Below are 26252 nucleotides of genomic sequence, written 5' to 3'. Positions count from 1 at the left end.
CAGCCGTGAACGTCGGAACGTTCTTGACCAAGGCCGCACGGGCGCATCCCGCCCGGATCGCGGTCGACGGCGGTGGCACCACGCTGACCTACGCCGAACTCGACGCGCAGGCCGCGGCCTTCGCCGACGGTCTCCGTCGCCGGGGATACCGGCGCGGCGATCGCATCGCCCTTTTTCTGCCGAACCGGGCCGAATACTTCCCGATCCTGTTCGGCCTCCTCAAGGGCGGGTTCGTGGCTGTTCCGGTGAACGCCAAGCTCCACCCGGCCGAACTCGCCTACATCCTCGACCATTCCGGCGCACGGGCGGTCGTGGTCGACGAGCCGCCGGGCCCGCCGGCGCAGGTGGCACGGATCGCCGTCGGCCGGACGGGTCCGGGCTCCTTCGCCGAGATCGTCGCGACCGGCGACGCGCACGGGTTCGCCGATGCGGAAGCGGATCCGGACGACCTGGCGTGGCTCTTCTACACCTCAGGCACCACCGGCCGCCCGAAGGGCGCGATGCTCTCGCACCGGAACCTGTGTGCCAGCACGATGAACGCGCTGGCCGACATGTGCGACTTCCAGCCCGAAGACGTCGTCCTGCACGTCGCCCCGCTGTCCCATGGGTCCGGTTTGTACGCCCTGCCGTCGATCGCGCGCGGGGCGAGAAATCATGTCTGCCCGGGCACTTCCTTCGTTCCCGCAGACGTGCTCGCCACGATCGAACGCGAACAAGTCACGGTCATCGCCTTCCTGGCGCCGACCATGATCCACCGGTTGCTCGACGCGAAAACCGCGCCGTCGACGCTGCGACGGATCATCTACGGCGGCGCACCGATGGACCCGAGCCTCGCGCAAGCGGCCATCGATCGCTTCGGCCCGATTTTCGTCCAGCTCTACGGTCAGGGCGAGGCGCCGATGACGATCACCTACCTGCGCCCGCAAGACCATCGCGGGAAAGCGTTGTCGTCGACCGGAATCGCCCGCACCGACGTCGAGGTCCGCATGGTGGACGAGACGGGAATGCCGCTGCCAGAGGGCGCCGAAGGCGAAGTGTGCGTGCGCGGTGACGTAGTCATGCTCGGCTATTGGAACGACACCGCGGCCACCGCCGCGGCTTTGCGCGGCGGCTGGCTGCACACCGGCGATGTCGGGCGTTTCGAGAACGGCAGGCTCTACCTGTTGTCCCGCCGGAACGACGTGATCATCTCCGGCGGCAGCAACATCTACCCGAGGGAGGTCGAAGAGGCCCTGCTGCGGCACCCGGCGGTCAGGGAGGCGTGCGTGTTCGGCGAGCCGGATCCGCACTGGGGCGAGTCGGTCGCCGCCGCGGTCGTGTCTTCGTCCGCCGTGGAGGCAGGCGAGCTGATGGCGTGGTGCCGCGAGAGCATCGCGAGTTTCAAGAAACCGAAGCGAATCGAGTTCGTCGCCGAACTCCCCAAGAACGCGTACGGAAAGGTCGTTCGCCGCCAGGTACGCGATGAACTCGGAAGTCGGCAACCCTCTCGGCAGGAGTGCGGATCCGCCGTGCCCGGCGCCGGGGAATGCTCGACCAGATCAAGTGGCCCGTCCAGGAAAGAGAGTTGACTTGCCATGCGTTTCGTCATGTTGTCCGAGTGCGGGACCCAGCCGGGGAACACACACCGCCGGCGTTACTTCGACATGATCGAGGAAGCCGTCTTCGCCGAGGAGATGGGCTTTCACGGATGGGGGACGTCCGAGCACCATTTCTTCAACGACATCGCGGTCACCCCGTCGGTCGAATGCCTCTTCACCGCGGTCGCGCTCAACACCAGCCGCATCCGGTTGCGGCACATGAGCCGCCTGCTCCCGGTGGTCCATCCGATCCTCGTCGCCGAGCAACTGGCCACTGTGGACATCTTCTCCCGCGGCCGGATGGAACTCACGACCGCCCGGGGCAACACGCTGCTGCAGCTGGACGCATTCGGAGTTTCGCTGGAAGAGACGAAGGACCGTTCCGAGGAGGCGCTGGACCTCATCGTGAACGCGCTGAGCAACGACACCTTCAGCCACGAAGGAAAGTACTGGGGCTCGATCCCGGAACGGCGGCTGACCCCGAAAGGCGTGCAGGAACCGCATCCGCCGCTGTACAAAATCTGCCAGTCGGCGGAATCGGCCGCGGACGCCCGGCGGCGCGGCCTGGGCATGATCACCTCCGACCTCTACCTCGGCTGGGAAACGCTGGAGAAGTACCTGGCCGCCTACAACGCGGTCGCCGAATCCGAGGTCGCTCCGGTGGGCAAGTACGCGGTGAAGTCGGCGGCGTCGAGTGTGATGACCGCCCGGTGCGCGAAGACGAACGACGAGGCGCTCGCGCTCGCCGAGGACGACCTGCTGAAGTTCGGCCGGATGATCATCAACGACGTGTACGTGCAGCTCGCCGAGCGGTCACCGGAGCAGTACGGCGGATTCGTGCGGATCAAGGAACTGCGCGAGCACGTGGAGGACCCGCAGTGGCTGCGGGACAACACCCCCACCATCCTCGTCGGCGACCCCGAGTACGTCGTCAAGCAGGTCCAGCGCCACGAGACGGCCGGAGCCGACGAGATCGTGCTCCGCATCGACGGCGGCACCCACGACGAGATCATGCAGACGATCGAGCACCTGGGCCGCCACGTGATCCCTTACTTCGCCAACCCGGCAGGCGTCGTGCGCTCGGGCCCGGTCGGGCTGCTCCCGGGCGACCCGCGGCAGACGGCCAGCTACGAGAAGGCCGCCGCGGAGGGCGCGGTCTGATGACGTATTCGCGCGAGGAGCTGGCGGAGGTCCACGCGGCCGTGGTGCGCAGCATCGATCAGCGGGACGCAGCGCTGTTCGCTTCGCTCTACACCGCGGACGGGGCTCTCCTGCTGCCGGACGGAGCGGTAGTGCGGGGCCGCGCGGCGATCGAGCAGGCGTTCACCGGCTGGCTCGACGCGGGGTTCGTCCGGCAGGAGGTGGAGGTGGTCGAACTCAGGTGCGACGGGCGCCTCGCCGTCGAGGAAGGACGGGCCGCGGGCACGTTCCGCACCGCCGCCGGCGATTCCGTGCGGCGCAGCAACTACCTCATCGTGCACCGGCTCGACGCCGACGGCGCTTGGCGGATGCACCGGGACGTCTGGACCGCCGCCGGGGATTCCCGGGGAACCGGGACCGGGTACTGATGCTGTCACCGCAGGAGTACAGCTCGCGCGACGCGGTGGGCCTGGCCGGCCTGATCAGGGCCGGCCAGGTCACCGCGGCCGAAGTGTGGCAGGCCGCGCTCGAGGCGGCTGCCGCGCTCGAACCGCGGCTCGCGGCTTTCACCGAGGGCCCGTTCGAGCGTCCGCCACAGCCGGACGGCGAGTTCGCCGGCGTTCCGTTCGTCATCAAGGACCTGCTGATCGCGGCGGCCGGAGTGCGCGGGCACGGCGGGAGCGCGGCACTGGCCCAGACCGCGCCCGCCGAGGCGGATTCCACGCTCATGCACCGGTTCCGCGCGGCCGGGCTGGGTCTGCTCGGGACGACGAAAACCCCCGAGTTCGGGCTCAGCGTCGTCGCGGGCCAGAAGTGGCGGGGACCGGCGCGCAACCCCTGGAACCTCGGCCGGACTCCGGGTGGTTCCAGCGGCGGCTCGGCAGCGCTCGTGGCGGCCGGTGTCGTTCCCGTCGCGCACGCGAACGACGGAGCCGGATCGATCCGCATCCCGGCCGCGCACACCGGTCTCGTCGGACTGAAGCCGAGCAGGGGCCGGGTCCCGCTCGGCCCGGGGCAGCAAGAACTGATGTACGGCAACGTCGTGGAGTTCGCGGTGACGCGCACCGTGCGTGACTCCGCGCATCTGCTCGATCTCGTGCAGGGCAACGCTCCGGGCGAAAAGTACGGGGCTCCCGCACCGGCGAGGCCGTATCGGGACGAGATAGCGCATCCCTCGCCGCGCCGGCTGCGCATCGCCGTTGCGGCCGAAGGGCGGGAAGCCGCACCGGACGTGCGAGCCGCCGTCGAGCTGGCCGCGGCCACGCTCGCCGGGCTGGGCCATGTGGTGGCGGAAGCCAGTCCCGGGGTCGACTGGGAAGCCTTTCTGGCCGCACTCACCACCACCTGGTGCGCCGGTACGGCAGCGGCGGTGATTCCCCTGCTGAACTCCGGGGCGGACCGGGATCTGTTCGAGGCCACCACGATCGCCTGCGCGGAGGCGGGCCGGGCGCTGAACCCGGTCGACCTCGCCGTCGCGTTCGACCGATACAACGCGGCGAGCCGCGCGCTCGGCTCGTTCCACCAGGACTGGGACCTGTGGATCACTCCGACGTCGACCGCTCCGGCGCCCGCGATCGGGGAGATCGATGCGGACGACCCACGCTGCTCGGCGGCCGAATGGGTACGCCGATGCGTGGTGTCGCATCCCACCTGCGCGATTTCGAACGTCACCGGAGGACCGGCCGTCACGTTGCCGCTCGCGCAGACCGGGGACGGGCTTCCGCTGGGAGTGCAGCTCAGCGCGGACCTGTACCGCGAGGACCTTCTGCTCCGGACCGCCGCGCAGCTGGAGCAGGCGCTGCCGTGGGCCGGGCGCCGCCCGGCCGTCCACGTCGAGGAGGACCAGCGATGAAAGTCGTGATCGGCAAGCACTTGGCGGTACGGGAAACCGGCGATCTTCGCCGCCTCTCCGCCACCAGCGACCTGTCTCCCGAGGAGCTGTCATCAGCGCTGGAGGAGTCGGGAGCGGGCACCTACGCAGGTGATCACTGCTGGCTCAAGGTAGCCGTGCTGCGCGCACTGGGACCCGGCGAGGACGAGTGGCGGGCCGGGTTCGACGGGATGATCGCCTACGCCGCGACGCGCGGCTGGGTCGCGGGCGACTGGGTCCGCGTCCACTTCGGACCTTCGTCGTCCGGTTAGGACGAAGACGAAACGAGCGCGGCGATCTCGGCCCGTCGCCGCAGCCCGCACTTGGCCAGGATGTTCGACACATGCGTGTCGATGGTGCGGCGGCCGATGATCAGCTCGTGGGCGATCTGCTGATTGGTCTTGCCCTCGCTCACGAGCACCGCCACTTCCCGTTCCCTGGCGCTGAGAAGTTCGAGAAAGCCGTTGTCCGGTTTGGGTTTCTCCGGCTCGCCCGGGACAACCGGGGGCGCGGGGGCGAGTTCGTCGAATGCCCCGGCGAGGATCGCCCGCGCGCCGCTGTCCCCCAGAGCCCGGCCGGCCGCTGCCGCCTCCTCCGCTTGCGCGGGCGCGAGTTTCTCCGCCAGCACAGCCAGCGCCGCTTCCCGGTGGCCGATGAGCCGGTCGAATCCCAGCAGCACCTTCCCGGACATCGTCCAGTAGCGCGCGGTCGCGGCCAGCAGGACCGCTGAACGCTTCGCATCGTCCTCGACCATGGACCACGCGGCCACCTCGGACACCAGGACGGCGGCAAGGTGGTCGTCGAGGGTCATCGCCAGCTTCGCCGCGGCCAAAGCCCGCTCCAGCGCGGCGGCGGCCTGGCCGGTGACGTGGTGGCACAGCGCGCGCACCCACAACGTGTAACAGAGGCACCAGCGGTCCCCGTGTGCCTGACAGATTTCCGCGCTCCGCGCACACAACCGCAGGGCGATCTCGGGTTCGCCGATCAGGCTCCGGATCTCCGCCTGGTGCACCAGGAACATCGCGGTGGCGAGGTGGTCTCCGACTGCTCGGGCAGATCCGATCGCCTCCTGGTAACACGAACCGAATGCGGCGTAGTCACCGGCGAAACCGTGCAGGGCGCCCAGAAATGCCTGGGCGTATGCGGCATTGCGGGTGTCGCCCTCACGCTTCGCGGCTTCCAGGCAACCGGTCAGGCTTCGCCGCGCGGTGCCGGTGTCGCCTGCGACGAGCTGGAGCCACCCGCGTACCCACAGGAACGGCGACGGTGCCGGGAGGCCGAACCGGCCGAGTGCCGCCGCGGTCTTGTCGCACCACAACGTGCCTTCGTCGATGTCGCCGCAGCCCAGCCAGTAGAACCACAATGCCGCAACCGTTCGCGCTGCTTGTTCGCAGTGGCGGCGATCGGCGAGTGCGGTGTCGAGCGCAGTGCGGATGTTCGCGATCTCGGTCTTGACGCGGGCGCCGATCGACTGCTCCCGCGGGCCGAACCAGGCGGTGGAGGCCTCGTCGGCCAAGGCCAGGTAGTAAGCCGCGTGGCGAAGGCGCAGTTCCTCGGTGGCGTCCTGCAGCATCAGCGCGCCGAACTCGCGAACGGTGTCGAGCATCCGGTACCGCGAAGCATCGCCGGCCTGGAGGTGCTGCAGCACCGAACGTCGCACCAGCGACTCGACCAGGCGGATGCCTTTCCGCCGGTCCAGGTCGGCGACCGCGAGCACTGCGTCCAGCGGTGCCGAGCCGCTGAACACCGCGAGCCGCGACCAGAGGCGCTGTTCGGCCGGCGAGCACTGGTCCCAGCTCCATTCCAGCAGGGCACGCAGGCTCTGGTGGTGCGGGGGAAGGTCGCGCGGCCCGCCGTCGAGCAGGTCGAACCGCGCTTGCAGCCCGTCCAGGATTTCGGTGATCGACAGTGCGCGGGTGCGCAGCGCGGCGAGTTCGATGGCCAGCGGGAGACCGTCGAGCCTGCTGCAGAGTTCGGTGACCTCGGGTGCGGCGAAATCGACCGTGGTGGTGCTGTCGAGCGCGCGGACTCGGTCACGGAACAGCGTGGCCGCCTCGGACAGCTCGGCACCGGTGGCCCGCACCCCGAGCGGAGCGACCTCGTACACCTGCTCGCCGCTGACCCCGAGCGACGACCGGCTGGTGATCAGCGCGCGCATCCCGGGGCACCGGAGCAGCAGTTCGGTGATCACCGGCCCCACTTCCGACGCGAGGTGGTCGCAGTTGTCCAGCTCGAGCAGGAGGCCGCGCCGCCCGATCTGTTCCCACAGTGCTCCGGTCCCCGGCGCGGCGGGCAGGACATCGCGGATGGCACTCTCAAGGAGGTCCGGACTGGTCAACGGCGTCAGATCGACGAGCCACACCCCGGCGTCGAACGCCCGTCCGAGGTCGGCGGCGACGGCACGGGCGAGCCGCGTCTTGCCGACCCCGCCGACGCCGATCAAGGTGACCATGCGGGATTGCCGCATCAGCCGCCGGATCTCGCGTACCTCGGCACCACGGCCCACGAAGGTCGTGATATCGGCAGGGAGGTTTCCGCGCACCTGCATCCTCCTTCGGGGCTTCGTCGCCCCGTGGACATGGTGAGTGCCGACAGTGTAGGCCGGGCCGGGCGGGCCGCACTGTGCGTTGGCGGGCCGATCCGCATCCGGGTCCGTAGTTGCACTGATCTCCCGGCGCTGACGCCGCCGCACACTGAAGCGATCGCAATCCCGGTGATCGGAGTGATACATGGACTTGGCCACCGGCCCGTTCGGCGGGACGCAAGTGCGGACGTTTTTCGGCCAGGTGCCCGCGGGCGTGCTCGCGCTGGCCGCGGACTCGCACGGCGAATCCGCGGTGATGACGATCTGCTCGTTCACCACGGTGTCGATCGAGCCGCCGCTGCTGGTCGCCTCGATCCGCCGGGAATCGGCGACCTGGCCGCTGCTGAAACGCGCGCCGCGGCTCGGCGGCTCGATCCTGAGCCACTGTCAGGCGGGCCTCGCGCGCCGGCTCTCCACGGGCGAGGCCCGTTCGCGGATCGCCGGCACTCCGGTGACCCGGCTTGACTCGGGCGCCCTGCTGTTCGAGGGAGCTTCCGCGTGGTTCGAGGCCGAACTGACCGACGAGTTCCCCGCAGGAGACCACTGTCTCGCTGTCCTCAGGATCAGCGCGATCGGGCAGCAGTCGCAGGCTTCGCCGCTGGTCTTCCACCGCAGCACCTTCGCCACCGTTTCCGGGGCGTGACACCGTGCTCCCGATCGATCTTCGCGGAAAGACCGCTGTTGTCGTGGGCGGCACTTCGGGCATCGGCCGCGCGGCCGCCGGCCTCCTCGCCGAGGCCGGGGCGCGGGTGGTCACGCTGTCCAGGCGGGCGGTCGCGCCGGACCCGGGATGCTCGCCGGAATCGGCCGCACGCATCACCCACCGGCGCTTCGACATCACCGACAGCGCGGAGACCGCCGAGGTGTTCGCGGACATCGCCGGTACCGGCGGACTCGACCTCGCCGTGCACAGCGCCGGCGTGCTCGCGCCCGGATCGGCCTTGGACACCGACGACGAACTCTGGCGGCGGCACATGGCCACGAACGTCGACGGCATGTTCTTCTCGGCCCGCGAATCGCTCCGGCAGATCCGGGCGAGCGGGCGAGGCGGGAAGATCGTCCTCGTCGGCTCCGTCTCGGGGCAGGTCGGCAACCCCGGCTTCGCGGCGTACTGCGCGGCCAAAGGCATGGTGGTGAATCTGACCAGGCAACTGGCACTCGACTACGCCGCCGAGGGCATCAACGTCAATTCCGTGCTGCCCGGGTTCACCGACACCGAGATGACCGCGATCTACGACTCCGCGACCAAGGCCGGGATCACCGCGGCGATCCCGGCCAAGGCGTGGGCGACTCCGGAGCAGATCGCGAACGCGGTGCTGTTCCTCTGCTCGCCGCTGGCCGACTACGTGCACGGCGTGAATCTCGCGGTCGACGGCGGCTATCTGGCCGGCCGTCCGGCCTGAACACCCGAAGGAGCCTTCTCATGCCCCCTCTCCCCGTCCGCGCGTACACCGATTCCTTGAGCTACGAGCGGGGTCAGGTGATCCAGGTGCAGGTCAGCGCCGAAGGGCCAGTGGACATCAGCCTGGTCCGGCTGGTCAATGCCGCCGCGGACGACACGTCGCTCGACTCCGCGATTCCGTGGATCAACGCCGGGACCTACGACGCGTCGGTGCAGGAGACGCGGGTCGGCTCCTACCTCGTCGGCGAGCCGAGCGCTGCCGCGCCGGACCAGTCGCCCACGGTTTCCTTCGGCGCCTTTGTCTGGTCGGGTGACTTCGCGGCGGCTCGGACGCAAACCCTCGTGGCGCTCCCCGGCGGGATCGCGCTGCGAGTCCTGGACGGCAGGCCGGCCCTCGGGCCGGTGATCGGCCCTCGCCTGGCGGATCACGAGTGGCACCTGGTGGTGGCGAGTCTGGGAGAGGACGCGGCGATCACCGTCGTCCCGGTCGACAGCCTGCGCGGCGTGGCCGGGCATGAGACGGCGCCGCGCCGGCCGGCCGGCGTTCAGCTCACCGGCCCGATCGCCGTGGGGGCGGTCGCCAGTGGCGCGCACGGTCTCGCCGACGACCACTTCACCGGCAAGATCGAGGATCCGTTCGTGACGGCCTCGGTGCTCACCCGGGCGGAGGTCGCGGCGATCGCGCGTGGCGAGATCCGGATCGGCGACCTCCCGCTGGTCGCCGGGTGGGATCTTTCCTACCGTCGCGGCGCCGATCCGTCGGTTGCCACGGCCGTCGCCGGCGGGCAGCCGGACGGCGTCCTCGTCAACGGCCCCACGCGCGGAGTGACGGGCCGGCTGTTCACCGGCCGGCACTTGGCTTTCCCCGATGCGCCAGCGGAATACGCGGCCGTGCACTTCCATTCCACGGATCTCTTCGATGCCGGCTGGGAGACCGTGCTTTCCGCCCCGCTACCGGACGAACTGGCCAGCGGCGTGTACGGCGTTGTGGTCCGCAACGAAGCGGGCTCGGACACGGTGCCGTTCATCGTGGTCCCTCGTCCAGACGACGCGCGGAACAAAGTGCTCGTCGTGCTGCCGACCTTCACATATCTGGCCTACGCCAACGAAGCGCTCTTCACCGGCCTCGACGCCGGTGCGATGACGGACCAGGACGTGACTGTCGAAGCCGTGGACCAGGCGCACGTCGGTGATTCGTCGTTCGGGCTGTCGATGTACGACACGCATCCCGATGGCAGTGGCGTGACCACGTCCTCGGCGCGGCGCCAGATCGTGAACATGCGCCGCGGCTACCGCATGTGGCTGGTCGACGCAGGGCGTTCGTTCTCCTCGGACATGTATCTGATCGAGTGGCTCGCGCGGCGCGGAATCGAGGCCGATGTGGTCACCGACTACGAGATCCACAGCCGTGGCGCGGAATATCTCGCGCCATACGCCGCCGTGCTCTCCGGCTCGCATCCGGAGTACACCTCCGAGGAAATGCTCGACGCCCTCACCGCCTACCGGGACAACGGCGGCGGGCTGCTGTACCTCGGCGGGAATGGCTGGTACTGGGNGTCGCCAGTGCCGAGCCGCTCGTCGTCGAAATCCGGCGGGGGCAGGCCGGGATCCGCTGCTGGGAATCGCTGCCGGGCGAAGTGACGTTGACCTCGACTGGCCGCCCGGGCGGGCTTTGGCGGCATCGCGGCCGTCCGCCGCAGGCGTTGTGCGGAGTCGGGTTCGCGGCGCAGGGCTGGGGACGTTCGGAACCGTACTCTCGGTCCGAAGCCGCTGCCGATCCGGAGTGGGCGTGGGTCTTCGAAGGCGTCGACGAGGACCCGATCGGAGCTTACGGCGAGGTGATGGGCGGTGCGGCCGGAGACGAGATCGACCGCGTGGACCGGGCGCTCGGCACCCCGCCGCAGGCGGTGATCCTGGCGTCGTCACGGGGCCACTCCAACTTCTACCAGCGCGCCATCGAAGAGATCCCGATGAACCTCCCCGAGCACGGCGGGGGCGAACAGGACCCGGAGGTGCACGCGGACATCGTCTACTTCCGGACGCCCGGCGGGGGCGAGGTCTTCTCGACCGGGTCCATTGCGTGGTCCGGTGCCTTGCTGCACAACAAAACCGACAACGGCGTGTCGCGGATGACGGAGAACATCGTGCGCGCCTTCGTGGCCAGGAGGTCCGGCTGACACCACACCGGCACTCGGGCGGCGTGCGATAGATCATTGTGGTGACGGTGCAGGTGGATCAGGTGTGCGAGCGGATCGAGTGCCGGTTCCCGAACACCGCCCGAGACCAGCGGCTCGCGACCACGTTCGGGTCGCTGGCTTCGACATACTCGACTTCCTCGCCGAGGATGCCGTCGATCTGCTGAGAGTCGACGCCGCCGCGGTGATCCTGTCCGACCAGCGCGGCCGAGAGCCGGATCGTCCGAACAGGCCGAACTGGTCGAAGCGTTACCCGCCACGGCAAGCGACCGAGATGATCGGCGGCGCGTCACAGCGTCCGCCCTGCCGCTTCGCCTCGCTTGTGCAACGATACGAAAGGGCCGATCTGCTGACGCGGCAGGTGTTCGCACACGATTTCGGCGGTGTGCGGAATACCGTTCTCACCCAGCTCGCACGACCGGTCTCGCGCATTTTTGACGCGTCGGATCCTGGTCCATTCATGGGCAAGCGTCTCGTGCGGCCTTCTTGTGCCCGTCAGGCAACGCCGCTCGGATCCGAGAGCTTCCAGTACTCGGCATAGCGACCGTTCAAGTGCAGAAGTTCCGCATGAGTTCCTTGTTCGAGAACTCGGCCGTTGTCAATGAACACGATGCGATCTGCACCTCGAACGGAGCGCTCTCTGTGCGCGACCATGACGACGGTACGCCCTTCGCACAGCCGATCAATACCTGCGTGCACGGCGGCATCATTCACCGGGTCCAGGGCGGATGTCACCTCGTCGAGCAGGACAATCGGCGCATTCTTCAGTAAAGCGCGTGCGATGGACACCCGTTGCCGTTCACCTCCGGAGAGGCGCGCACCTCCTTCTCCGACTTCAGTCGCCCAGCCCTCGGGGAGACGGCTGATGACATCGTCCAACTGCGCGGCGGCAGCAGCAGCTCGCACCTCCGCGTCTGTCGCGCCTGGTCGTCCGAGGCGGATGTTCTGTTCGATTGTTCCGGCAAATAGGTAGACGTCTTGGAAGACGATCGAGAATTGTGCCATCAGGGTCGCGGGGTCGATGTTTCTCACGTCGACCCCTCCGACGCGCACGGCACCGGAGTCAACGTCGGAGAATCGGGCGAGGAGTTTCAGGATCGTGCTCTTGCCCGCACCCGATGGTCCGATCAGAGCAAGCCGCTGTCCGCTCCGCGCGATCAGTGAGACGTCGTCGATCACCGTGCGGTCACCGGCTCGCAGCGTTACCGCTTCGAGTTCCAGGCTGTGCTGCGCGGGAGTCTCGGGTTGGACGGCAACCGGCAGGGGCTCGGTTCGGAGGACATCGTCGATGCCGACGAGTACCGTGCGCGCGCCACGGATCTTCCCGCGGATCTCGTTCAAGGACAGTAGCGGATTGGTGCTCAAGGTGGCCAGGAGCAGGATGGCGAGCGCGTCCGGCGCCCGCAGCTGTCCGCCCACGGCAAGGTAGGCAGCGAGCGCCAGGAGCGCAGTGAATGCCGCCTGCACGACGGCAGTCAGCCCTAGTGCGCCAGGCAGGGTGGCGATCGTCGCGCGGCGTGCGGAGGTTTCGAGTTCGCGCAGTGATCGGTCCAAGAGCTCGAAGCGTTCCGTGTTTCGGCTGCCGGCCCGCAGAACCGGTTGGGCGTGAAGGAATTCGACGACCCGTCCGGTTGCTTCTTGTTCTCGGGTCATGCGATCCGTATCGGCGGAGGTTGTCGACTTCTCTGTCCGGAAACGGAGGGCGATGATCGCCGGCGCCACCGCGAACGTCGCAAGTCCGACGCGCCAGTCGACGCAGAAGATGACGATGGCGATGGTCGCCGGTGTCACGGTCGCTGAGATGAGGGGGCCGAGCAGATGTGCGATGGCACTCATCGCTTGCAGGACCCCTCGTCCCGCCAAGACGGAAACATCGCCGATTCGCGAGGCGGAGAACCACCCCGTCGGCAGCGCCGCCAGGTGATCGCCGAGGCGATGGTAGGTGCCTCGCAGGAGTGCTGCGCCAACCCGGAAGCCCATGAGGTCACTGATGTAGCGGACGACGCCGTAGGCGGCGATGGCGACAGCGAAGGCGATGATCCAGGGCCAGGCCGTCTCGGGAGCCGGGCTGAACACAGCGCGGAAGGTGGGGACGAGCAGCGCGTAGGAGACGCCCTCGATGACCGCCGCGGCGACCATCAGCGCGACTGTGCGACGTAACGGACGCGCGTATTTCTGTCCCAGAACACGGAGCAGTAGGCGGATCATCAGTTCTCCTGTCGAGCCGGCCGATGCCGTGCTTCTCCGATGCGTCCGTGCTCGAGCACCAGTACGGTGTCGGCTTCGGCAACGGATTCGGGGCGGTGCGCGATCATCAGGATCGTCTTTGCCTGGGCGGCCAGCATCTGGCGCACCGCGCGTTCTGTCTGCGGGTCGGCGAAAGAGGTCGCTTCGTCGAGTACCAGCACGGGTGTGTCGGCGAGCAGCGCACGAGCCAGCGAGACTCGCTGCTTCTCCCCGCCGGACAGCACCACGTCCTCGCCGATCACGGATTCATACCCTCGGGGCAGCTCAAGAATCCGTCGGTGGATATTCGCCTGCTCGGCGGCCCGCACGATGGCGTCCTGCTCTGCGTGCGGAACGGCCAGCGAGATGTTCTCCGCGATCGTTGCGCGGAGGACGCGTACGTCCTGGAACACGAAGGAGATGTGGCGGTGGAGCTCGCTGCTGCTCAGGTTCCGCAGGTCGACTCCGCCCAGCAGGACCGCACCCGCTGTCGGATCAGAGAACCTCGGCAGCAACTGCACTAGCGTGGACTTGCCGCTGCCGGAAGGGCCCGTCAGCGCGGTGGTCGTCCCGGGTTCGAGTACCAGATCGATCCCTTTCAGCACCCGATGGTCACCGTATCCCGCGTGAACGCCGCGGAACTCGACCCGGTGACCGGCAGGTGCACCGGGGTGCTCCGGCTCGGTCATCGACGGTGTCGAGAGCACCTCCGCGATCCGCGCCACAGCGCGTCGAGCAGCCTGCAGCTCGTCGAACCCGTGGCCGAGAGCGGCGACGGGCGCGGTCAGCCCCATGCCCAGAAGGAGGAAGGGCAGCACATCGACGGCCGCCATGCTTCCCGTGCTGACCATGGCCGAGCCGCCGATCAAGACGACCAGCAGCACGAATGCCGGTGAGAGAACGAACTGCATGGCCGCGGCCGTGCTGGAGATGCCCCGCACCCATCGGGTGAAGACCGTCACGAACCCGTCGGCGGCAGTGCGGAAGCGGTGATGAGCACGCCCGGACCCGCCGAAGCTCTTCACCACAGCGATCCCCTCGACGAACTCGATGACCGCGCTGGTGATGTCGCCCATTGCTTCGTCGAACTCCTGTTGCTCACGCAACCGGGGAGGCGTCATCATCAACGGCACCAACCCGACCGCCAGCACGACGGGTACCAGGGTGATGAGTGTCAATCTCCCATCGATGCTGAAGAGGTAGGAGAGCGCGACGAGGGGGACGACGAAGGCGGAGACGAGTTCTCCGGGCGCGTGGGCGATGAACGGATGCACCGTGCTCACGTCTTCGCCCACGGCTTTCGCAAGGTCGCCGGTTCGGCGTCCGGAGAACCAGCTCAGAGGTACGCGGCTCAGCTTCGCGGCGAGTTGCCTGCGGAAGCTCAGCTGCACCTCCCCGTCGAGCACATGCCCGAGCGCGGCCGCCACGGCAGTGAGCACGACTCCGACGACGAGTCCCAGAGCGCCGAGCAGCACCGCCGTCCAGGCATGCCGGTGATCAGTCGCCCCAGCGGAGAGGAGGACCCGGCCGATCTCCGCTACAGCCAGCAGCGGTGCGAGGCCCGCGACGGACCCGGCGACGTAGAACGCGATGATTGCCGCGAACCGGCTCCGGTAGGGCTTCAGAAGTTCCTTGGTCTGCACGATCAGTTTTCCTTCGTCCCGTTCACGTGCGCGGAGGTGCCGCTCAGGTGTTCAGACGCTGTTCCAAGAAGGCAGTGATCTCCGCGCGGGCCGCCTTCGCCTGGGGGACGAGGTTGGGCATGCTGAGAAAGGCGTGAGTGGCCCCCGGGTATTCCGACACCTGGACGGGAGAACCGCTCTCCCGCAGACGTGCGGCGTAGCGCCGCCCCTGGTCAGAGATCGGATCGTGGGTGGGCACGACAACAAGGGCGGACGGGAGCCCGCTTGCATCCTCCGCACGCAGAGGGGACAGGGCCGATGCGTCCGTTCCTGGGGGCAGCGCGAGGCGCAGGAACATCTCCATCTGGCCAGTCGTCAGCGTGGGGTTCTCGGCGTAGCGGCGGTAGGACGGCAAGTCATTCATGCTGGAGGCGACATCCACACAAGGATTGGCCAATACCTGCGCGCGCAGGGACAGGCCAGCGTCGCGCGCCCGGATCGCGACGAGCGCCGCGATCAGCCCTCCCGCGCTTTCGCCGAACACTGCGGCCCGTCCGGGGTCGACTCCCCACTCTTCGGGTGCTCGGCAGACATGCTCAAGTGCTTCCCAACCGTCATCGACCGCATCGGCGAGCGGTGTGCCCGGTGCCAGGAGCCGGTGGTCAACGGACATGACGACGGCCGGAAGGCGGGCCGCGAGATGACTGTTGATCCAATCGCTTTGCGCGGCAGTGCCGACGAAACCGCCTCCATGCACGTGCAACACGAGCGGAAGCGCACCGGCGGTGTCGTGGCGGTCCGGGAAGGGGCGATACACGCGTACCGGGAGCGTGCGCCCGGGCAAGGCCATTTCACGCCACTCGGCCGTTGCGTGCGGATCCATGCGGCCGGTGATGATGCGGGCCAGGGGCGACGCACGCTTACGGTTCACTCTGAGCCGCAGGGTGTGCAGTTCTTCGGCCGTTATCCGTGACCACTCGGGCTCTTTTCCGAGGGCCGCATAGAGCCGGATTCGCAGCGAGGGCCGATCTGTGTCTTTGGTCATTTTCCTTCTTCGTGTGCGGGGAGGTTTTCGCTTCCGGCTTCAGGAAACGGTCCTTGGCTTTCCGGCGCATGACGGGCTAGCTTCGATCGACGATCTTTGCGATCTTTCCGTTCTCGAACGAGAACTCGGTCGTCCCCTTGAGTTCGATCACCTTGCCGCTCCGATCGTCGCCCGGCACCGGTGCCGCTGGAACCCCGCGGTAAGCGACCTGCGCGGTTGCTCCCGCCGGATGGAGGCCGATGGAGAGAACCCGTTGTTCGCGCTCGGCGAAGAGCGCTGCGGACTGTTCGGCGAGCTGCCGGAACGCCTCGACGCCGTCGCTGCCGACGGTCAGTTGCCGGTCAGAGTGATTCTCGAAGCGGATGTCCGGTGTCAGCGTGGAGAGCATCCCGTTGATGTCGAACTCGTTGTACGCGCGCACATATCGATCGATCAGCGCGCGTTTCTCAGCGGCGCGCATCACGCACCAGCGAAATCGTCGCGATGACTCCCAGAACCGCCGGAAGGAGAACCAGGATCCCCCACACCGGAGAGAAGACGCGCTCGCCGTACTCGGTGGCAGTCAACAGCAGAAGCGCGATCGTAGCGGTGACGACGGCCGGAACCGCCGACAGAACTGGCGCCCACCATCCCCGCGCCCTCGACGACAGGAACATCAGTCCCCAGAGCACGATGACCGTGACGGCGACTGCATACAGAATCGCGTAGACCAGCCCCGGATCCGGCCTCACCCCATGCGACGCGTACGCGGCTTCAGTGTATCCGTACAAGCTTTGGTTGCCGGCCTGGTCGATGATCGTGGCGAAAAGCGCAAGCACGGAGGCAGCGGTACCGGTCCAGAGCACGGCTGCGGGCAAACGGCGAACCCGACGCTTCCGGGTGCCTTCACCCCCGAGCTGTTCTGAAAGTGACTGTCTCATAGATAGTGACTCTATGCGCCTTGGAAGCGGAGAGTCAACACCTGCATGAAAGTGACTTGCTGCGCGGTGACCGCGGTGTTAGCGTTCCCGCATGGCTGGACTTCGGGAGAGCTGGCGTTTGGCGGCGATGCGCACGATCCAGGAACGTGCACTGGATCTGTTCGACGAACGGGGATTCGCGCCCGTGAAGATCGAGGACGTCGCCGAAGCAGCGGGAGTGTCCCCCTCTTCGATCTACCGGTACTTCGGCACCAAGGAAGGGCTCATCGTCGCCGACGAGTTCGACACCTGGGGGCAGGAGACGATCGAAACCGTCCTGGACGGCCGGGACCCGGTAGGCAGCTTGATCGAGGCCGTTGTCGCCTATGAAGCTCCTCGAACTTCAGCGGGAGACAGCGTCAACCCGTCAGCGGACATCCCGTGGCGGCGAATTCGATACTTCTTCACCGAACCGTCGGTGCGCTTAGCCGCACAAGCCTCGCTTGACCGGGCAAGCCAGCTCATCGTGCCCATACTCGCCTCTTCGGCCGCGCTCAGCCCGACCCAGGCGCGAGTGGCCGCGAACTCCCTCGCCTTCGGCTACTTCGCCTGCCTCGAACAGTGGTACCTGGACGACCGCGCCCGGCCCATCGCCTGGTACGTCGAGGAAGGGCTGCGTCCTCTGCGCGAGCTCTCCCAGAAGTAGGGCCGGGCCACCCGCCATCAGCTCCGGCGCTCACCGCGCGAGGCCACCGAACCAGCCCCAGACCGGAGAGAAGGCACCGAACTCCCCGTCTCGCCAGAAGTCAACCGATCACGCCAGCTCCCTGCCCAGCGCCTGGAACATTTGCTGCGGGCACAGACGCGCCGGGCTGGCGGCGCAGTCGCTCATGTCGGCGGTGCGGCGATCGTGTTCTGAAGACGCTGTTTCCCCATCAATCGCATTATCTCGATCGACGACAATATCATCGAATTGTCAGTAATAATCCGAACGTGCCGCAGCCGTCATCGGCACGTCGAATAGCTATTGCCGAACCGCTCGCGCGCGCACCGCGAAAGCCGGCAATCGACAAGCCAGCTCCCCGCGCGTCTTCGGCAACAAAAACCGCAGCCAGTCCCACTGTCGCTCCCCCGCTAAACCGGCACCGGCAAGGGCGACCGTCGGGAACCGCCCGGCACCCGGGCCTGCCCTTCCCGCACGGACAACCGTCGCCGACGAGCAGACCTTGTCCCGGCCGCAAACTCGCGGCCGCGTCCTGATCCGGCGCCCCTCACTACAATGCCGTCCAGCACCGGGCCGAGTGACGCGGAACAGCGCACGGTCCAAAAGCTGCCCGGCGCAGGTGCCAACCGGCCGCGCCGATGTGGTTGTGCTGACCGCGTGATCGCTGCCTGGGCCACCGTGTCGGCAGTGTCGCGACGCACGCGGCGGCGTAGAACTACCTGTTCGTCCGGCCCGCCGCACTCGTCAGGCGTGCTTGTGCGCGGTGATGGCCGAGACGGATTCCGGCGGTGCGGCGGCTGGTTCTCGTCGCGGCGACGAGGCTGGCGACGCGCCTCGTCGTGCGCCGACCGGTCTCGCGCGGTTACCGTCCGATCATGCAGTCAGGTGTGCGGATCGCCGCGCGAGGCCTCGGGGTGCGCGGACCGAGGGGGCCGGTGTTCGAGAACGTCGATCTGGACGTGCCCGCGGGCGCGATCCTGGTCGTGCACGGGGCGGCCGGGACCGGTCGGACCTGCCTGCTGCTGGCCCTCGCGGGCCGGATGCGGCTCGCCTCCGGCGCGGTGCGGGTGGGCGCGCACGTCCTGCCCGACGACCATCGGGAGGTCCGGCGGACGGTGGCGGTGGCCGCGGCGGGGCCGGCGCTCGCGCTGGAGCCCCGGTTGCGGGTCGGCGAGCTGATCGCCGAACGCACCTGGCTGGCTCCCGGCGTGACGACCGCCGCCGTGCGCGCCGCGCTGGACGCGGTCGGCCTCGACGTCCCGGGGACGCTGACGGCGGAGGAGCTCGGGACCGCCGGTTCGGCGCGGCTGGCGCTGGCGCTGTCCCTCGCCGAACGCCCGGGCGCGATCGTGCTCGACGACCTCGACCGCGACTGCACCCCCGGCCAGCGCCGCGAGGTCTGGGCGGCTGCCCGGCAAGTCGCCAAGACCGGCGTCACCCTGCTCACCGGCTCCGCCCGTCCCGCGCCCGCGGAGCTGGACACCGTCCCGTTCGAACTGCCGGCGCTCAGCACCGACCGGCTGCCCGGCGACCCGGCACAGGAGGAAGCCCGATGAAGGCGGTACGGCTCGCGGTCCTCGAACTCCGGCGGTTCCGCGGGAGCCCGCTGCGCCGCCTCGTCCCGGTGGTGCTGTGCCTGGTTCCGCTGCTCTACGGGGCGATGTACCTGTGGGCGAACTGGGACCCGTACGGCAAGCTGAGCAGCATCCCGGTCGCGGTCGTCAACGAGGACCGGCCCGCGCAAGGCCCCCAGGGCGAGCCGATCGACGCCGGAACCCAGCTCGTCCAGCAGCTCAAGGCGGCAGGCACGTTCGACTGGCACTTCGTCGACAGCGGCGAAGCCCGTGCCGGGCTGACCGACGGCCGCTACTACTTCACGATCACCGTCCCGCCGGACTTCAGCGGCAAGCTCGCCACGGCCGCGAACACCCGGCCCGAGCAGGCGGCGATCGGGATCCAGCTCAACGACGCCAACAACTACGTGGTCGGCATCATGACCGAGGTGGTGCAGCCGGAGCTGCAGGACCAGATCAACGCCGCCGCCCACGCGGCGTACGTCCGCAGCATTTACGGCGAGCTGTCCGAGGTCCGGGACAAGCTCACCACCGCTTCGGACGGCGCGCACAGACTGGTCGACGCCACCGCGGTCGGGCAGCAGGCGGCCACCGCCCTCGTCTCGGGCACCGGCACGCTGCGCCAGGGCACCGCGCAGATCTCCGGTGGCGCGGACCGTGTCTCCCAGGCCGTGCACACGCTCGGCGGCCAGGCGCGGAAGCTCGGCCAGGTCGTGTCCGACCAGCTGCCTGCCGCCGCGGCCACCCTGAGCGGGGTCACCAGCGGCACGGCGAGGGGCCTCGCCACCGCGCACACCGGCACCTCGCAGATCAGCCAGTACACCCAGCGCGGCACCGCCGACCTCACGCAGCTCGCCGACACCTTCCCCCAGCTGCGCGGCGACCCGGCCTACCAGCGCGCACTCGCGGACGCGCACCAGCTCACCGACGCGGCCGCGCGAGTGGACGGGGACACCGCGGCGGCCGACCACACCGCCCAACAAGCGTTCCAGCAGGCACAGGCCCTGCAGGCGAACGTCGGCACCGCACAGCAGAACATCACCGCGCTCAGCGGATCCACCACGCTGCTCGACGACGGCGCGCACGACATCAGCGCTGGCACCCGCACGCTCACTGCCGGGATGACCACGCTGAACAAAGGCGCGACCACCGCGCAGACTGCCGCCGGCCAGGCGCACAGCGGTGCGGCCGACCTCTCCGGGGTGGTCGACGACAGCCTCAAGCGGATTCCGCAGACCAACCCGGCCCAGATCGCCCACGCGGCCGAGGTGCTCGGCAACCCGGTGCACGTCGACCGGCACAACCTCAACCCCGCAGGCGTGTACGGACGTGGTTTCGCGCCCTTCTTCTTCGGAATCGCGCTGTGGGTGTTCGGTCTCTTCGCCTATCTGCTGCTGCGTCCGCTCAACAAACGCGCGCTCGCCTCCCGGGTATCGGCTGCCACCGTCGCGGTGGCCGGCTGGCTTCCCGGCGCGGTGCTCGGCTGCGCCGGGGCACTGGTCCTGTACGCCGTCGTGGACTTCGGGCTCGGGCTCGATCCGGTTCACCCGCTGCTGACCGTTCTCCTGCTGCTCGTCGGCGCAGCCTCGTTCGTGGCGATCGACCACTGCCTGCGCACCGCGCTCGGCGCCCCCGGAGACGTGCTGTCCCTCGTCCTGCTCATCCTGCAGCTGACCTCGTCCGGCGGCCTGTACCCGATGCCGACGACCCCGGGGTTCTTCCAATTGCTCAATCCCCTGCTGCCGATGACCTACCTCGTCGACGGCCTGCGCGTCACCGTGTCCGGCGGCCTGAGCACACATCTCGTCCGGGACTTCGCGGTCCTGGCGGGCTTCGCGGTCGTGGCGCTCGCGTGCACCAGCTTCGCCGTCAACCGGCAACGAAGGTGGACCGTCGCCCGGCTGCACCCCGAAGTCGAGCTCTGACACGGCAATCCCGCGCCGATTCGGACGCAAACGCGCGCGGCCCTTCGGGCCCGTGCGTTTCGCCTGCCTCGCACAGCAGCTCGTTCACTTCGGCGCGAGCGTTTTGGCTTCGTTCCGTTGTCTTCACCCGTCATCCGGCCCGTTGCGAGCCGGCCATCGAAGTCTGTTCCGAGTCGCGGCCCGCTATCCCGGTGGCAGGCTGTCGGGCATTCGCTCGGAGTCGGCCGAGGCATCGTGGCCCCGGGCGCGTCCGCCGCGCACGGCGCATTCGTCTCGACATTGTGACGGCGAGCGTCAACGCTTCAGCCACCGCAGGCGAGGTACGTCGGGTGACCACGCCTAGGCCCAGGCAGCCCCGCCCCTGGATCGCGCTCAGCCATTCTCGCCCACCGACTTGGGTGCCGACGAGTGCAACCGGCCCGCGACGGGGCCGAATTCCCGGCATTTCCGAAGCGATCCGCGGCGCCGCGCGCGGGCGGGCAGATCCGCGGTTCTGGACAACCCACGCCGGACGCCGTTGCCGGGCTGGAGAACAACCGGCAGGTGCGTCCGCCTCACCCCATCGGACCGTCGTGGATCAGCCAGACCGAGGCGTGCTTCAGGACCATCGCCCGCCAGTCGATCCGTCCCGGCGCCTTCTTCCCGGCCAAGATGCTCATCGCCCGGATCCGCGACCGCCGCACTGCCGGGAACAGCGACCCCGAAGCTTTTCGCCCGGGCCGCCGCCGACGAGATCCTCGTCAACGTCCGCCTCGCCCAGGTCAGCATCAAGAAACTCGTCGACAACAGCGCCAGGTCACGGCACCAGGATCAACAACACCAGCGGGAGCACGAGCCGAGGGGCCGCGGTTCCCGGCCCAGAACAGCGACGGGCTGATCACAGCACCCCCGGCCGCCGTGGCGGCTCCGCGGACGAAGCACCGCCACGCGAGTTCGCTGAATGGTGAGTCGTGTCGATCGGATCGGCGTCGCATGCGTAGTTCTGCCGTCGTTTCATCGACGATCGACGTTTCATTTGCCGGCTCCTCAGTCATTGCCGCCTGCCCCGCAGAATGACGGCAACCGCAGATAGCGCCCTGGTTCCGGCCGGTTTCGAATATTCAGGAGTCCGGGACCCGGTGCGGCAGGGCGTGCCGACGTGGCCGTCGTGTTCGCTGGTCGCGGTCGCCAGCAGCGGGCAGACGTCGTGAATCCGCCAGTTCGCCGTCAGAATCAACCGCCGGTGCTCGATTCGCACCGCCTCGATCCGCGGTACCACCGCTTGTCCGGCCCGACGACCAGCTCCGCCCGCAGCAGGACCTCAACGACCGGCGGCCGAGCAGCCGGCGGGCCCATGCTTCAGGGCTGGTTCACCTCCTTCGCGGCGAAGACCCATCGGTTGCTCGCCAGCGCGTCACCGGGCACCGGGGCCAGGCCCGCGCCGAGCCGCGCGGAGAACTCGAACGGCGTGCGCACCGACGTCGACCAGCCCAGCGCCCGGAACGCGGCCGCGGAGTCCGGGCGGGGTTCCGCGTCGAACAGCGCGGTGAGGTCCACCCCGATCTGTTCCCGGGCCGAGCGGTAGACCGGCCCGGACCGGACTGCCGCCGTCTCGTGCCAGAACTTGGCCTCGAACGCGCACGCACTGCCCGGTGCGGCCAGCCGGCCGACCGTCTCGACGAGCTGGCGTTCGGCGTTCGCGGGCAGATAGAGGAACAGTCCCTCGGCCAGCCATCCGGCCGGGCGGTCTGGGGCGAACCCTGCCTGGCACAGCGGTCCGGCCCAGTCTTCGCACAGGTCCACCGCCACCGGCACCCGGGCCGCCGCCGGCGCCGCCGCGATGCCGTCGAGGGTGTCCCGCTTGAACGCCAGCACCTCCGGCCGGTCCAGCTCGAAGATCCGGCAGCCGGGCGGCCAGCCGAGCCGGAACGCCCGCGTGTCCAGGCCGGCGCCCAGCAGCACGATCTGCCCGGCGCCGGCGCGGGCGGCGGCGAGCAGGAAGTCGTCGAGCACCCGGGTGCGCAGGCCGAAGTACCGGCCCAGCCTGCCCCACAGCGGGTTCGTCTCTCCGCCGGCGACGTCGGCCCAGCACACCGGCCATGTCCCCGAAGGGGCCGCGGCGTGGACGAAGTGCCGCGCGAACCCGTCGTGCACCAGTGAGTCCGGCCGGGTGGCCTCGATAGCCCGGGCCGCGGCGACCATCAGCGCCGTCCGGCCGACTCCGCTTTCGACGCCTCGGGCCGGGATGTCCACTCGTCCTCCTCGCCGGCGAAGTGCGCCCACGACGCCGGCTGGTCGTGGGTGGCGGTCCGGGCGCCGTAAACGACCTTCATGAACCGCACCGTTTCGTCGTCGCTCCGGTGCAGCGCGGTCGTGCAGTCGGTCAGCACCGTGACGTGGAACCCCTTCTGGAACGCGGTCCTGGCGGTCGAGTCCACGCACACGTCGGCGTAGACGCCCGCGAAGACGAGGTGCCCGATCCGCCGGCGGCGCAGGTATCCGCCGAAGCCGTGGGCGAGGAACGCGTCGAAGCAGGCGCGCTTGGTGAACACCCGCTCGCCGTCCGCGGGCGCGACCCCGCGGAACTCCGCTCCCCACGTGCCGGACAGGCACTTCGGCCGCTTGCCCAGGAGCCGGTCGCGACGGCGCCAGCTCGGCCGCTGGAACGCGAGGTCCCCGGCGAACCGCACGAAGACGACCTCGACCCCGGCTTCGCGCGCGAGGCCGACCGCCCGCGCGGTGTTCGCCACGACCCGGGCGAGGGCCGCCGGGCCGCCGGGCCGGGCCGCCGCGACCGGACCGGTGCAGAAGTCGTTCTGCAGATCCACCGCGACCAGCGCTGTCCTCACGACCCGCCCACCGGGGCGCGGTCGCCGGCCGGGCGCAGTTCCGCCAGGACCGCCGCGACGACCTCTTCCGTCGAATGCGCGCCGCCGGTGTCCGGTGTGCCCACGCCCCGGTCCCGGACCGCGCGCAAGGCCCGATCGAGTGCCGCGACCGCGCCCGGGCAGCCCGCGTGCCGCTGCGCGACCGCCGCCGAGGCACGCAGCGTCGCGGTCGGGTTGACCCGGCCCGTGCCCGCCAGGTCGTCGGCCGAACCGTGCACGGTCTGGTACTCGACCAGCCCGGCGACCTCCGGGTGCAAGTGAACGTTCTCGCTGCAGCGGTCCTCCTGACGGGCGCCGCCGAACCGGTCGAGCAGCACGACGTGCATGACGTCGCCCCATTCGTTGCCCGCCACGAGCAGCGTCCGCCCGGTGAGGCCGTGCTCGATCAGGTTCCGGTTCACGGTGTCCGGCTGGCACAGCTCGACCTGGACCCCAAGGCGCTGCGCGATCTCCGCGACCCAGGCCCCGAACGCGCCGTCGAGCAGGTGGAACTTGTACGCCAGCACGATCCGGTCCGGCCCGGTGCCCGGCCACTGCTCCCGTGCCCGGCGCAGCGCGAACTCGACCACCTTTCCGGTGATCTCGCGGCTGAACACGGTCGTGCGGGTGACCGTCGCGGGGCCGTGGCGGTTCTCGCCGGTGTAGAAGCCCTGGGCTTCGTCGCGGACCATCAGCAGCGACGGCGTGACCGGGTCGACCTTGACCGCCCGCAGCCGTTGGCGGACCAGATACAGCGACTGGGCGTTCATCGCCGTGCGGAAGACCGCCGTGACACCGGCCCGCGCCTGGACGCGGCAGAACTGCTCGTAGTGGTCGGCGTCGGCGTGGGTGAGGCGGCGGATCTCCTCGGTGCCGCCTTGCGCCTTGAGGGAGAAATAGGAATGGTAGGTGCGCGGCGAGCGCCTGATGTCGATTTCGGTCGAGAACAACCGGCCGATCGTGGTCAGGGCGGTCGTGAAGACGTCGGCGAGTTCCGGGCCGGTCCCGCGGCCGACCGCCAGTCCGACGGCCGGCCGCGCGCGGTGCGTTCCCATTCAGCCGGCCGCGTTCGCGACCAGGCGGTCGCCCGCGATGCCGGTCTTGCCCGGGCTGTAGTAGTCCTTGATCCCCTCGGCCCAGACTTCGACGCGGATCCGGTCGTCGCCGTCCGGCGCGAACGCGTCGAAGAGCGCCTCGATGTTGGGCCGGTCGAACCCGATGGCCGTCATCAGGTCGATGAACACCGGCCGTTCGATCTTCCCGTCGCCGTCGGGATCCCCCAGTGCGGAAAGGGATTCCGCGAAGTCGGTGACGGTATCGCCGAACCGCTCCGGCGACAGCACGCAGGCCGAGAACTCCTCGTAGCTCACCCGGCCGTCGCGGTTCGCGTCCAGTTCGCGTTCCAGCGTTGCCCAGTACCGCCCGAAGGCTTCCTCCAACGCCCGTTTCGCGGCGTCGCCGGAGCCGCGGGCCGCCCGCACCACGCTGGCGGCCATCGTCGTGAAGTCCTGCTCTTCGAGATATCCGTTCCGGTCAACGTCGAACAGCGAAAAAATGGTTTTTATGCGGTCTTCGGCCGTTACGTCCATCGAGAAAACCTTTCCGTCGAACTGCGGTCGCAGATGAAGTCTGCCGCAAAACCGGGCCCGCCGGAATCGCCGTCAACCCAAAGTGGAATTCGCGTTTCCGCGCCGATTCCGAAACAGCGTCGGCGCGGGACGAGCCTTGCGACGAACGGGGAACGATGTGCACGTCCGGGGGTCGGAGCCGTCGCTGCCGGCACTGACCGTGGCAACGGGCGAGCCGGGCGCCCGTCGACGATCACGCGGCCGAGGACGATCCAGGACGGCGGCAGCCGCGGACTCGCACCGGCGCGCCAGGCACCCCGTGCCGCACGGGCGGTCCTCGTTGCCGATGGGGCGTACTCGTCTCGCCGCGCAACCAGTGTCCCGAGTCGCAGGTTCGCCGTGGCGGCGGGATTTGCTGGCGCCGAGCCCGAAGATCGAACCGGTGGTGTTGCCCGAGGGGGAACGGCGGGNCCAGCGCGCTCACACGACGTCGTCAACACGCTCGCGCTTGCGGATCAGTCGCCGCACCGCGCCGCGGTTCAGCGGCCCCGTTGAACGTCCGGTCAGGACGGGCTGAAAGTCTGCCGGACCTTGATCGTCGCGCCGCCGCGCATTGCGGGCATCCCCGGAACCCCGATCAGACCCGGCCCCTCGGGTACCGATGACCGTCATCTCCCCGTGGAGCGCCAGCGGTTCGGTGTGTTCGCCGGTCACCAGGGCGAAATCAGGGCTGCTGACTGTTACGCCGCACGCGCCGATCGAGGACGTGGCGGCGGTGCGCGACGCCGGGGCGGACCGCTACGTCACCGACCGGCGGCGGCTCCAGTGCGGTTGACAGCCGCGATCTGGCCATCCGGCATCGCCGTGCCTGCGCTGACCGGCGGAGCCGAAGCGCAGCCGGGCCGAGTGCCCCAGGCAGGCGTCGATACGGGGCACGCAAACCCGCGCTGTCCGGTCGCAGGGCAACGGCCACGGAACAGCCCCGGCGGCTGAGCACCACGACCACGCCCCGTTCCGATTCTCGCCCTTGCGCCGCTGGCACCGCGGGCTCAGTG

At 69.3% G+C, this 26252-nt stretch carries 24 protein-coding genes; 13 read left to right on the top strand and 11 right to left on the bottom strand.

Going from position 1 to position 26252, the window contains the following annotated elements:
* The first annotated feature begins 5 nt into the window (after positions 1-5).
* Genes A4R44_RS18660 through A4R44_RS18640 form a run of 5 tightly spaced genes read left to right on the top strand, consistent with a single transcriptional unit; the run spans position 6 to position 4859 of the window.
* A complete protein-coding gene (locus A4R44_RS18660; protein ID WP_067581903.1) occupies positions 6-1568 on the top strand; it encodes a class I adenylate-forming enzyme family protein in 1563 nt (520 codons plus the stop codon).
* Between the two features lie 6 nt (positions 1569-1574).
* Complete coding sequence (locus A4R44_RS18655) at positions 1575-2738, top strand: LLM class flavin-dependent oxidoreductase (protein WP_067581900.1); 1164 nt, start codon at positions 1575-1577, stop codon at positions 2736-2738.
* Positions 2738-3145, top strand: a complete 408-nt coding sequence (locus A4R44_RS18650; protein WP_067581897.1) for an SgcJ/EcaC family oxidoreductase — start codon at positions 2738-2740, stop codon at positions 3143-3145. The genes A4R44_RS18655 and A4R44_RS18650 overlap by 1 nt, the downstream gene beginning before the upstream one ends.
* Positions 3145-4569, top strand: coding sequence for an amidase (locus tag A4R44_RS18645; protein WP_232791658.1), 1425 nt, complete (start codon positions 3145-3147; stop codon positions 4567-4569). The genes A4R44_RS18650 and A4R44_RS18645 overlap by 1 nt, the downstream gene beginning before the upstream one ends.
* Positions 4566-4859: a hypothetical protein gene (locus A4R44_RS18640; protein WP_067581893.1), complete on the top strand. Its 294-nt coding sequence runs from the start codon at positions 4566-4568 to the stop codon at positions 4857-4859. Before A4R44_RS18645 ends, A4R44_RS18640 begins: the two co-directional genes overlap by 4 nt.
* On the opposite strand, the gene A4R44_RS18635 is transcribed toward A4R44_RS18640, so the two are convergent.
* The gene (locus A4R44_RS18635) at positions 4856-7129 is read right to left on the bottom strand and encodes a LuxR C-terminal-related transcriptional regulator (RefSeq protein WP_157904920.1); all 2274 of its coding nucleotides are present in this window, start codon (positions 7127-7129) and stop codon (positions 4856-4858) included. The genes A4R44_RS18640 and A4R44_RS18635 overlap by 4 nt on opposite strands.
* Before the next feature lie 187 nt (positions 7130-7316).
* Between A4R44_RS18635 and A4R44_RS18630 the strand changes: the two genes are divergently transcribed.
* The 4 genes from A4R44_RS18630 (at position 7317) to A4R44_RS18615 (ending at position 10750) form a co-directional block, all read left to right on the top strand.
* The gene (locus tag A4R44_RS18630) at positions 7317-7814 is read left to right on the top strand and encodes a flavin reductase family protein (RefSeq protein WP_067581890.1); all 498 of its coding nucleotides are present in this window, start codon (positions 7317-7319) and stop codon (positions 7812-7814) included.
* 4 nt (positions 7815-7818) lie between these two features.
* Entirely contained in the window at positions 7819-8574 is a 756-nt protein-coding gene (locus A4R44_RS18625; protein ID WP_255366132.1) for an SDR family NAD(P)-dependent oxidoreductase, read from the top strand.
* A 20-nt stretch (positions 8575-8594) separates the two neighbouring features.
* On the top strand, positions 8595-10214 hold the full coding sequence (locus A4R44_RS52435; RefSeq protein WP_067581887.1) for a N,N-dimethylformamidase beta subunit family domain-containing protein: 1620 nt from the start codon (positions 8595-8597) through the stop codon (positions 10212-10214).
* Between the two features lie 2 nt (positions 10215-10216).
* Positions 10217-10750, top strand: coding sequence for a N,N-dimethylformamidase beta subunit family domain-containing protein (locus A4R44_RS18615; protein WP_157904919.1), 534 nt, complete (start codon positions 10217-10219; stop codon positions 10748-10750).
* A gap of 58 nt (positions 10751-10808) precedes the next feature.
* Here the strand turns inward: A4R44_RS18615 and A4R44_RS49100 are convergent, their stop codons facing one another.
* From A4R44_RS49100 to A4R44_RS18585, 6 genes are all read right to left on the bottom strand, one after another.
* A complete protein-coding gene (locus tag A4R44_RS49100; protein ID WP_067581880.1) occupies positions 10809-11033 on the bottom strand; it encodes a hypothetical protein in 225 nt (74 codons plus the stop codon).
* A gap of 230 nt (positions 11034-11263) precedes the next feature.
* Positions 11264-12976 carry an ABC transporter ATP-binding protein gene (locus A4R44_RS18605; protein ID WP_067581876.1) on the bottom strand — a complete coding sequence of 571 codons (1713 nt, stop codon included), beginning with the start codon at positions 12974-12976 and terminating at the stop codon, positions 11264-11266.
* Positions 12976-14637: an ABC transporter ATP-binding protein gene (locus A4R44_RS18600; RefSeq protein WP_232791657.1), complete on the bottom strand. Its 1662-nt coding sequence runs from the start codon at positions 14635-14637 to the stop codon at positions 12976-12978. Before A4R44_RS18600 ends, A4R44_RS18605 begins: the two co-directional genes overlap by 1 nt.
* Positions 14638-14680: 43 nt before the next feature.
* Complete coding sequence (locus A4R44_RS18595; protein WP_067581872.1) at positions 14681-15661, bottom strand: alpha/beta hydrolase; 981 nt, start codon at positions 15659-15661, stop codon at positions 14681-14683.
* Positions 15662-15737: 76 nt separating this feature from the next.
* Positions 15738-16121 (bottom strand): nuclear transport factor 2 family protein, encoded by a 384-nt coding sequence (locus A4R44_RS18590; protein WP_067581869.1) that lies wholly within the window; start codon positions 16119-16121, stop codon positions 15738-15740.
* Complete coding sequence (locus A4R44_RS18585) at positions 16108-16479, bottom strand: hypothetical protein (RefSeq protein WP_157904917.1); 372 nt, start codon at positions 16477-16479, stop codon at positions 16108-16110. The genes A4R44_RS18590 and A4R44_RS18585 overlap by 14 nt, the downstream gene beginning before the upstream one ends.
* Before the next feature lie 193 nt (positions 16480-16672).
* Between A4R44_RS18585 and A4R44_RS18580 the strand changes: the two genes are divergently transcribed.
* From A4R44_RS18580 to A4R44_RS18570, 3 genes are all read left to right on the top strand, one after another.
* Entirely contained in the window at positions 16673-17266 is a 594-nt protein-coding gene (locus A4R44_RS18580; protein WP_067581863.1) for a TetR/AcrR family transcriptional regulator, read from the top strand.
* An 893-nt stretch (positions 17267-18159) separates the two neighbouring features.
* The gene (locus A4R44_RS18575) at positions 18160-18840 is read left to right on the top strand and encodes an ATP-binding cassette domain-containing protein (protein ID WP_067582349.1); all 681 of its coding nucleotides are present in this window, start codon (positions 18160-18162) and stop codon (positions 18838-18840) included.
* Positions 18837-20783, top strand: coding sequence for a YhgE/Pip family protein (locus tag A4R44_RS18570; RefSeq protein ID WP_067581860.1), 1947 nt, complete (start codon positions 18837-18839; stop codon positions 20781-20783). Before A4R44_RS18575 ends, A4R44_RS18570 begins: the two co-directional genes overlap by 4 nt.
* Positions 20784-22121: 1338 nt before the next feature.
* Here the strand turns inward: A4R44_RS18570 and A4R44_RS18560 are convergent.
* Genes A4R44_RS18560 through A4R44_RS18545 form a run of 4 tightly spaced genes read right to left on the bottom strand, consistent with a single transcriptional unit; the run spans position 22122 to position 25218 of the window.
* Complete coding sequence (locus A4R44_RS18560) at positions 22122-23015, bottom strand: SAM-dependent methyltransferase (protein WP_232791656.1); 894 nt, start codon at positions 23013-23015, stop codon at positions 22122-22124.
* Positions 22964-23611, bottom strand: a complete 648-nt coding sequence (locus A4R44_RS49095; RefSeq protein ID WP_067581853.1) for a cysteine hydrolase family protein — start codon at positions 23609-23611, stop codon at positions 22964-22966. Before A4R44_RS49095 ends, A4R44_RS18560 begins: the two co-directional genes overlap by 52 nt.
* Complete coding sequence (locus tag A4R44_RS49090) at positions 23608-24684, bottom strand: isocitrate/isopropylmalate family dehydrogenase (RefSeq protein ID WP_067581850.1); 1077 nt, start codon at positions 24682-24684, stop codon at positions 23608-23610. Before A4R44_RS49090 ends, A4R44_RS49095 begins: the two co-directional genes overlap by 4 nt.
* A complete protein-coding gene (locus tag A4R44_RS18545) occupies positions 24685-25218 on the bottom strand; it encodes an EF-hand domain-containing protein (protein WP_067581847.1) in 534 nt (177 codons plus the stop codon).
* A 640-nt stretch (positions 25219-25858) separates the two neighbouring features.
* Here A4R44_RS18545 and A4R44_RS48030 point away from each other — a divergent pair.
* The gene (locus tag A4R44_RS48030; RefSeq protein ID WP_157904916.1) at positions 25859-26032 is read left to right on the top strand and encodes a hypothetical protein; all 174 of its coding nucleotides are present in this window, start codon (positions 25859-25861) and stop codon (positions 26030-26032) included.
* The last annotated feature ends 220 nt before the right edge of the window (positions 26033-26252 follow it).

Origin of the sequence: Amycolatopsis sp. M39, from assembly GCF_001651785.1 — a bacterium.
Classification (GTDB): domain Bacteria; phylum Actinomycetota; class Actinomycetes; order Mycobacteriales; family Pseudonocardiaceae; genus Amycolatopsis; species Amycolatopsis rubida.
The sequence above is the reverse complement of the archived record's forward strand: the minus strand, read 5'-3'. Positions and strand labels throughout refer to the sequence as shown.

Bases quoted from the DNA above. Each gene is read 5' to 3' on its own strand.
- A4R44_RS18655 (WP_067581900.1), top strand. From the start codon at position 1,575: ATGCGTTTCGTCATGTTGTCCGAGTGCGGGACCCAGCCGGGGAACACA.
- A4R44_RS18650 (WP_067581897.1), top strand. From the start codon at position 2,738: ATGACGTATTCGCGCGAGGAGCTGGCGGAGGTCCACGCGGCCGTGGTG.
- A4R44_RS18645 (WP_232791658.1), top strand. From the start codon at position 3,145: ATGCTGTCACCGCAGGAGTACAGCTCGCGCGACGCGGTGGGCCTGGCC.
- A4R44_RS18640 (WP_067581893.1), top strand. From the start codon at position 4,566: ATGAAAGTCGTGATCGGCAAGCACTTGGCGGTACGGGAAACCGGCGAT.
- A4R44_RS18630 (WP_067581890.1), top strand. From the start codon at position 7,317: ATGGACTTGGCCACCGGCCCGTTCGGCGGGACGCAAGTGCGGACGTTT.
- A4R44_RS18605 (WP_067581876.1), bottom strand. From the start codon at position 12,976: ATGATCCGCCTACTGCTCCGTGTTCTGGGACAGAAATACGCGCGTCCG.
- A4R44_RS18595 (WP_067581872.1), bottom strand. From the start codon at position 15,661: ATGACCAAAGACACAGATCGGCCCTCGCTGCGAATCCGGCTCTATGCG.
- A4R44_RS18590 (WP_067581869.1), bottom strand. From the start codon at position 16,121: ATGCGCGCCGCTGAGAAACGCGCGCTGATCGATCGATATGTGCGCGCG.
- A4R44_RS18580 (WP_067581863.1), top strand. From the start codon at position 16,673: ATGGCTGGACTTCGGGAGAGCTGGCGTTTGGCGGCGATGCGCACGATC.
- A4R44_RS18575 (WP_067582349.1), top strand. From the start codon at position 18,160: ATGCAGTCAGGTGTGCGGATCGCCGCGCGAGGCCTCGGGGTGCGCGGA.
- A4R44_RS18570 (WP_067581860.1), top strand. From the start codon at position 18,837: ATGAAGGCGGTACGGCTCGCGGTCCTCGAACTCCGGCGGTTCCGCGGG.
- A4R44_RS49090 (WP_067581850.1), bottom strand. From the start codon at position 24,684: ATGGGAACGCACCGCGCGCGGCCGGCCGTCGGACTGGCGGTCGGCCGC.
- A4R44_RS18545 (WP_067581847.1), bottom strand. From the start codon at position 25,218: ATGGACGTAACGGCCGAAGACCGCATAAAAACCATTTTTTCGCTGTTC.
- A4R44_RS48030 (WP_157904916.1), top strand. From the start codon at position 25,859: ATGACCGTCATCTCCCCGTGGAGCGCCAGCGGTTCGGTGTGTTCGCCG.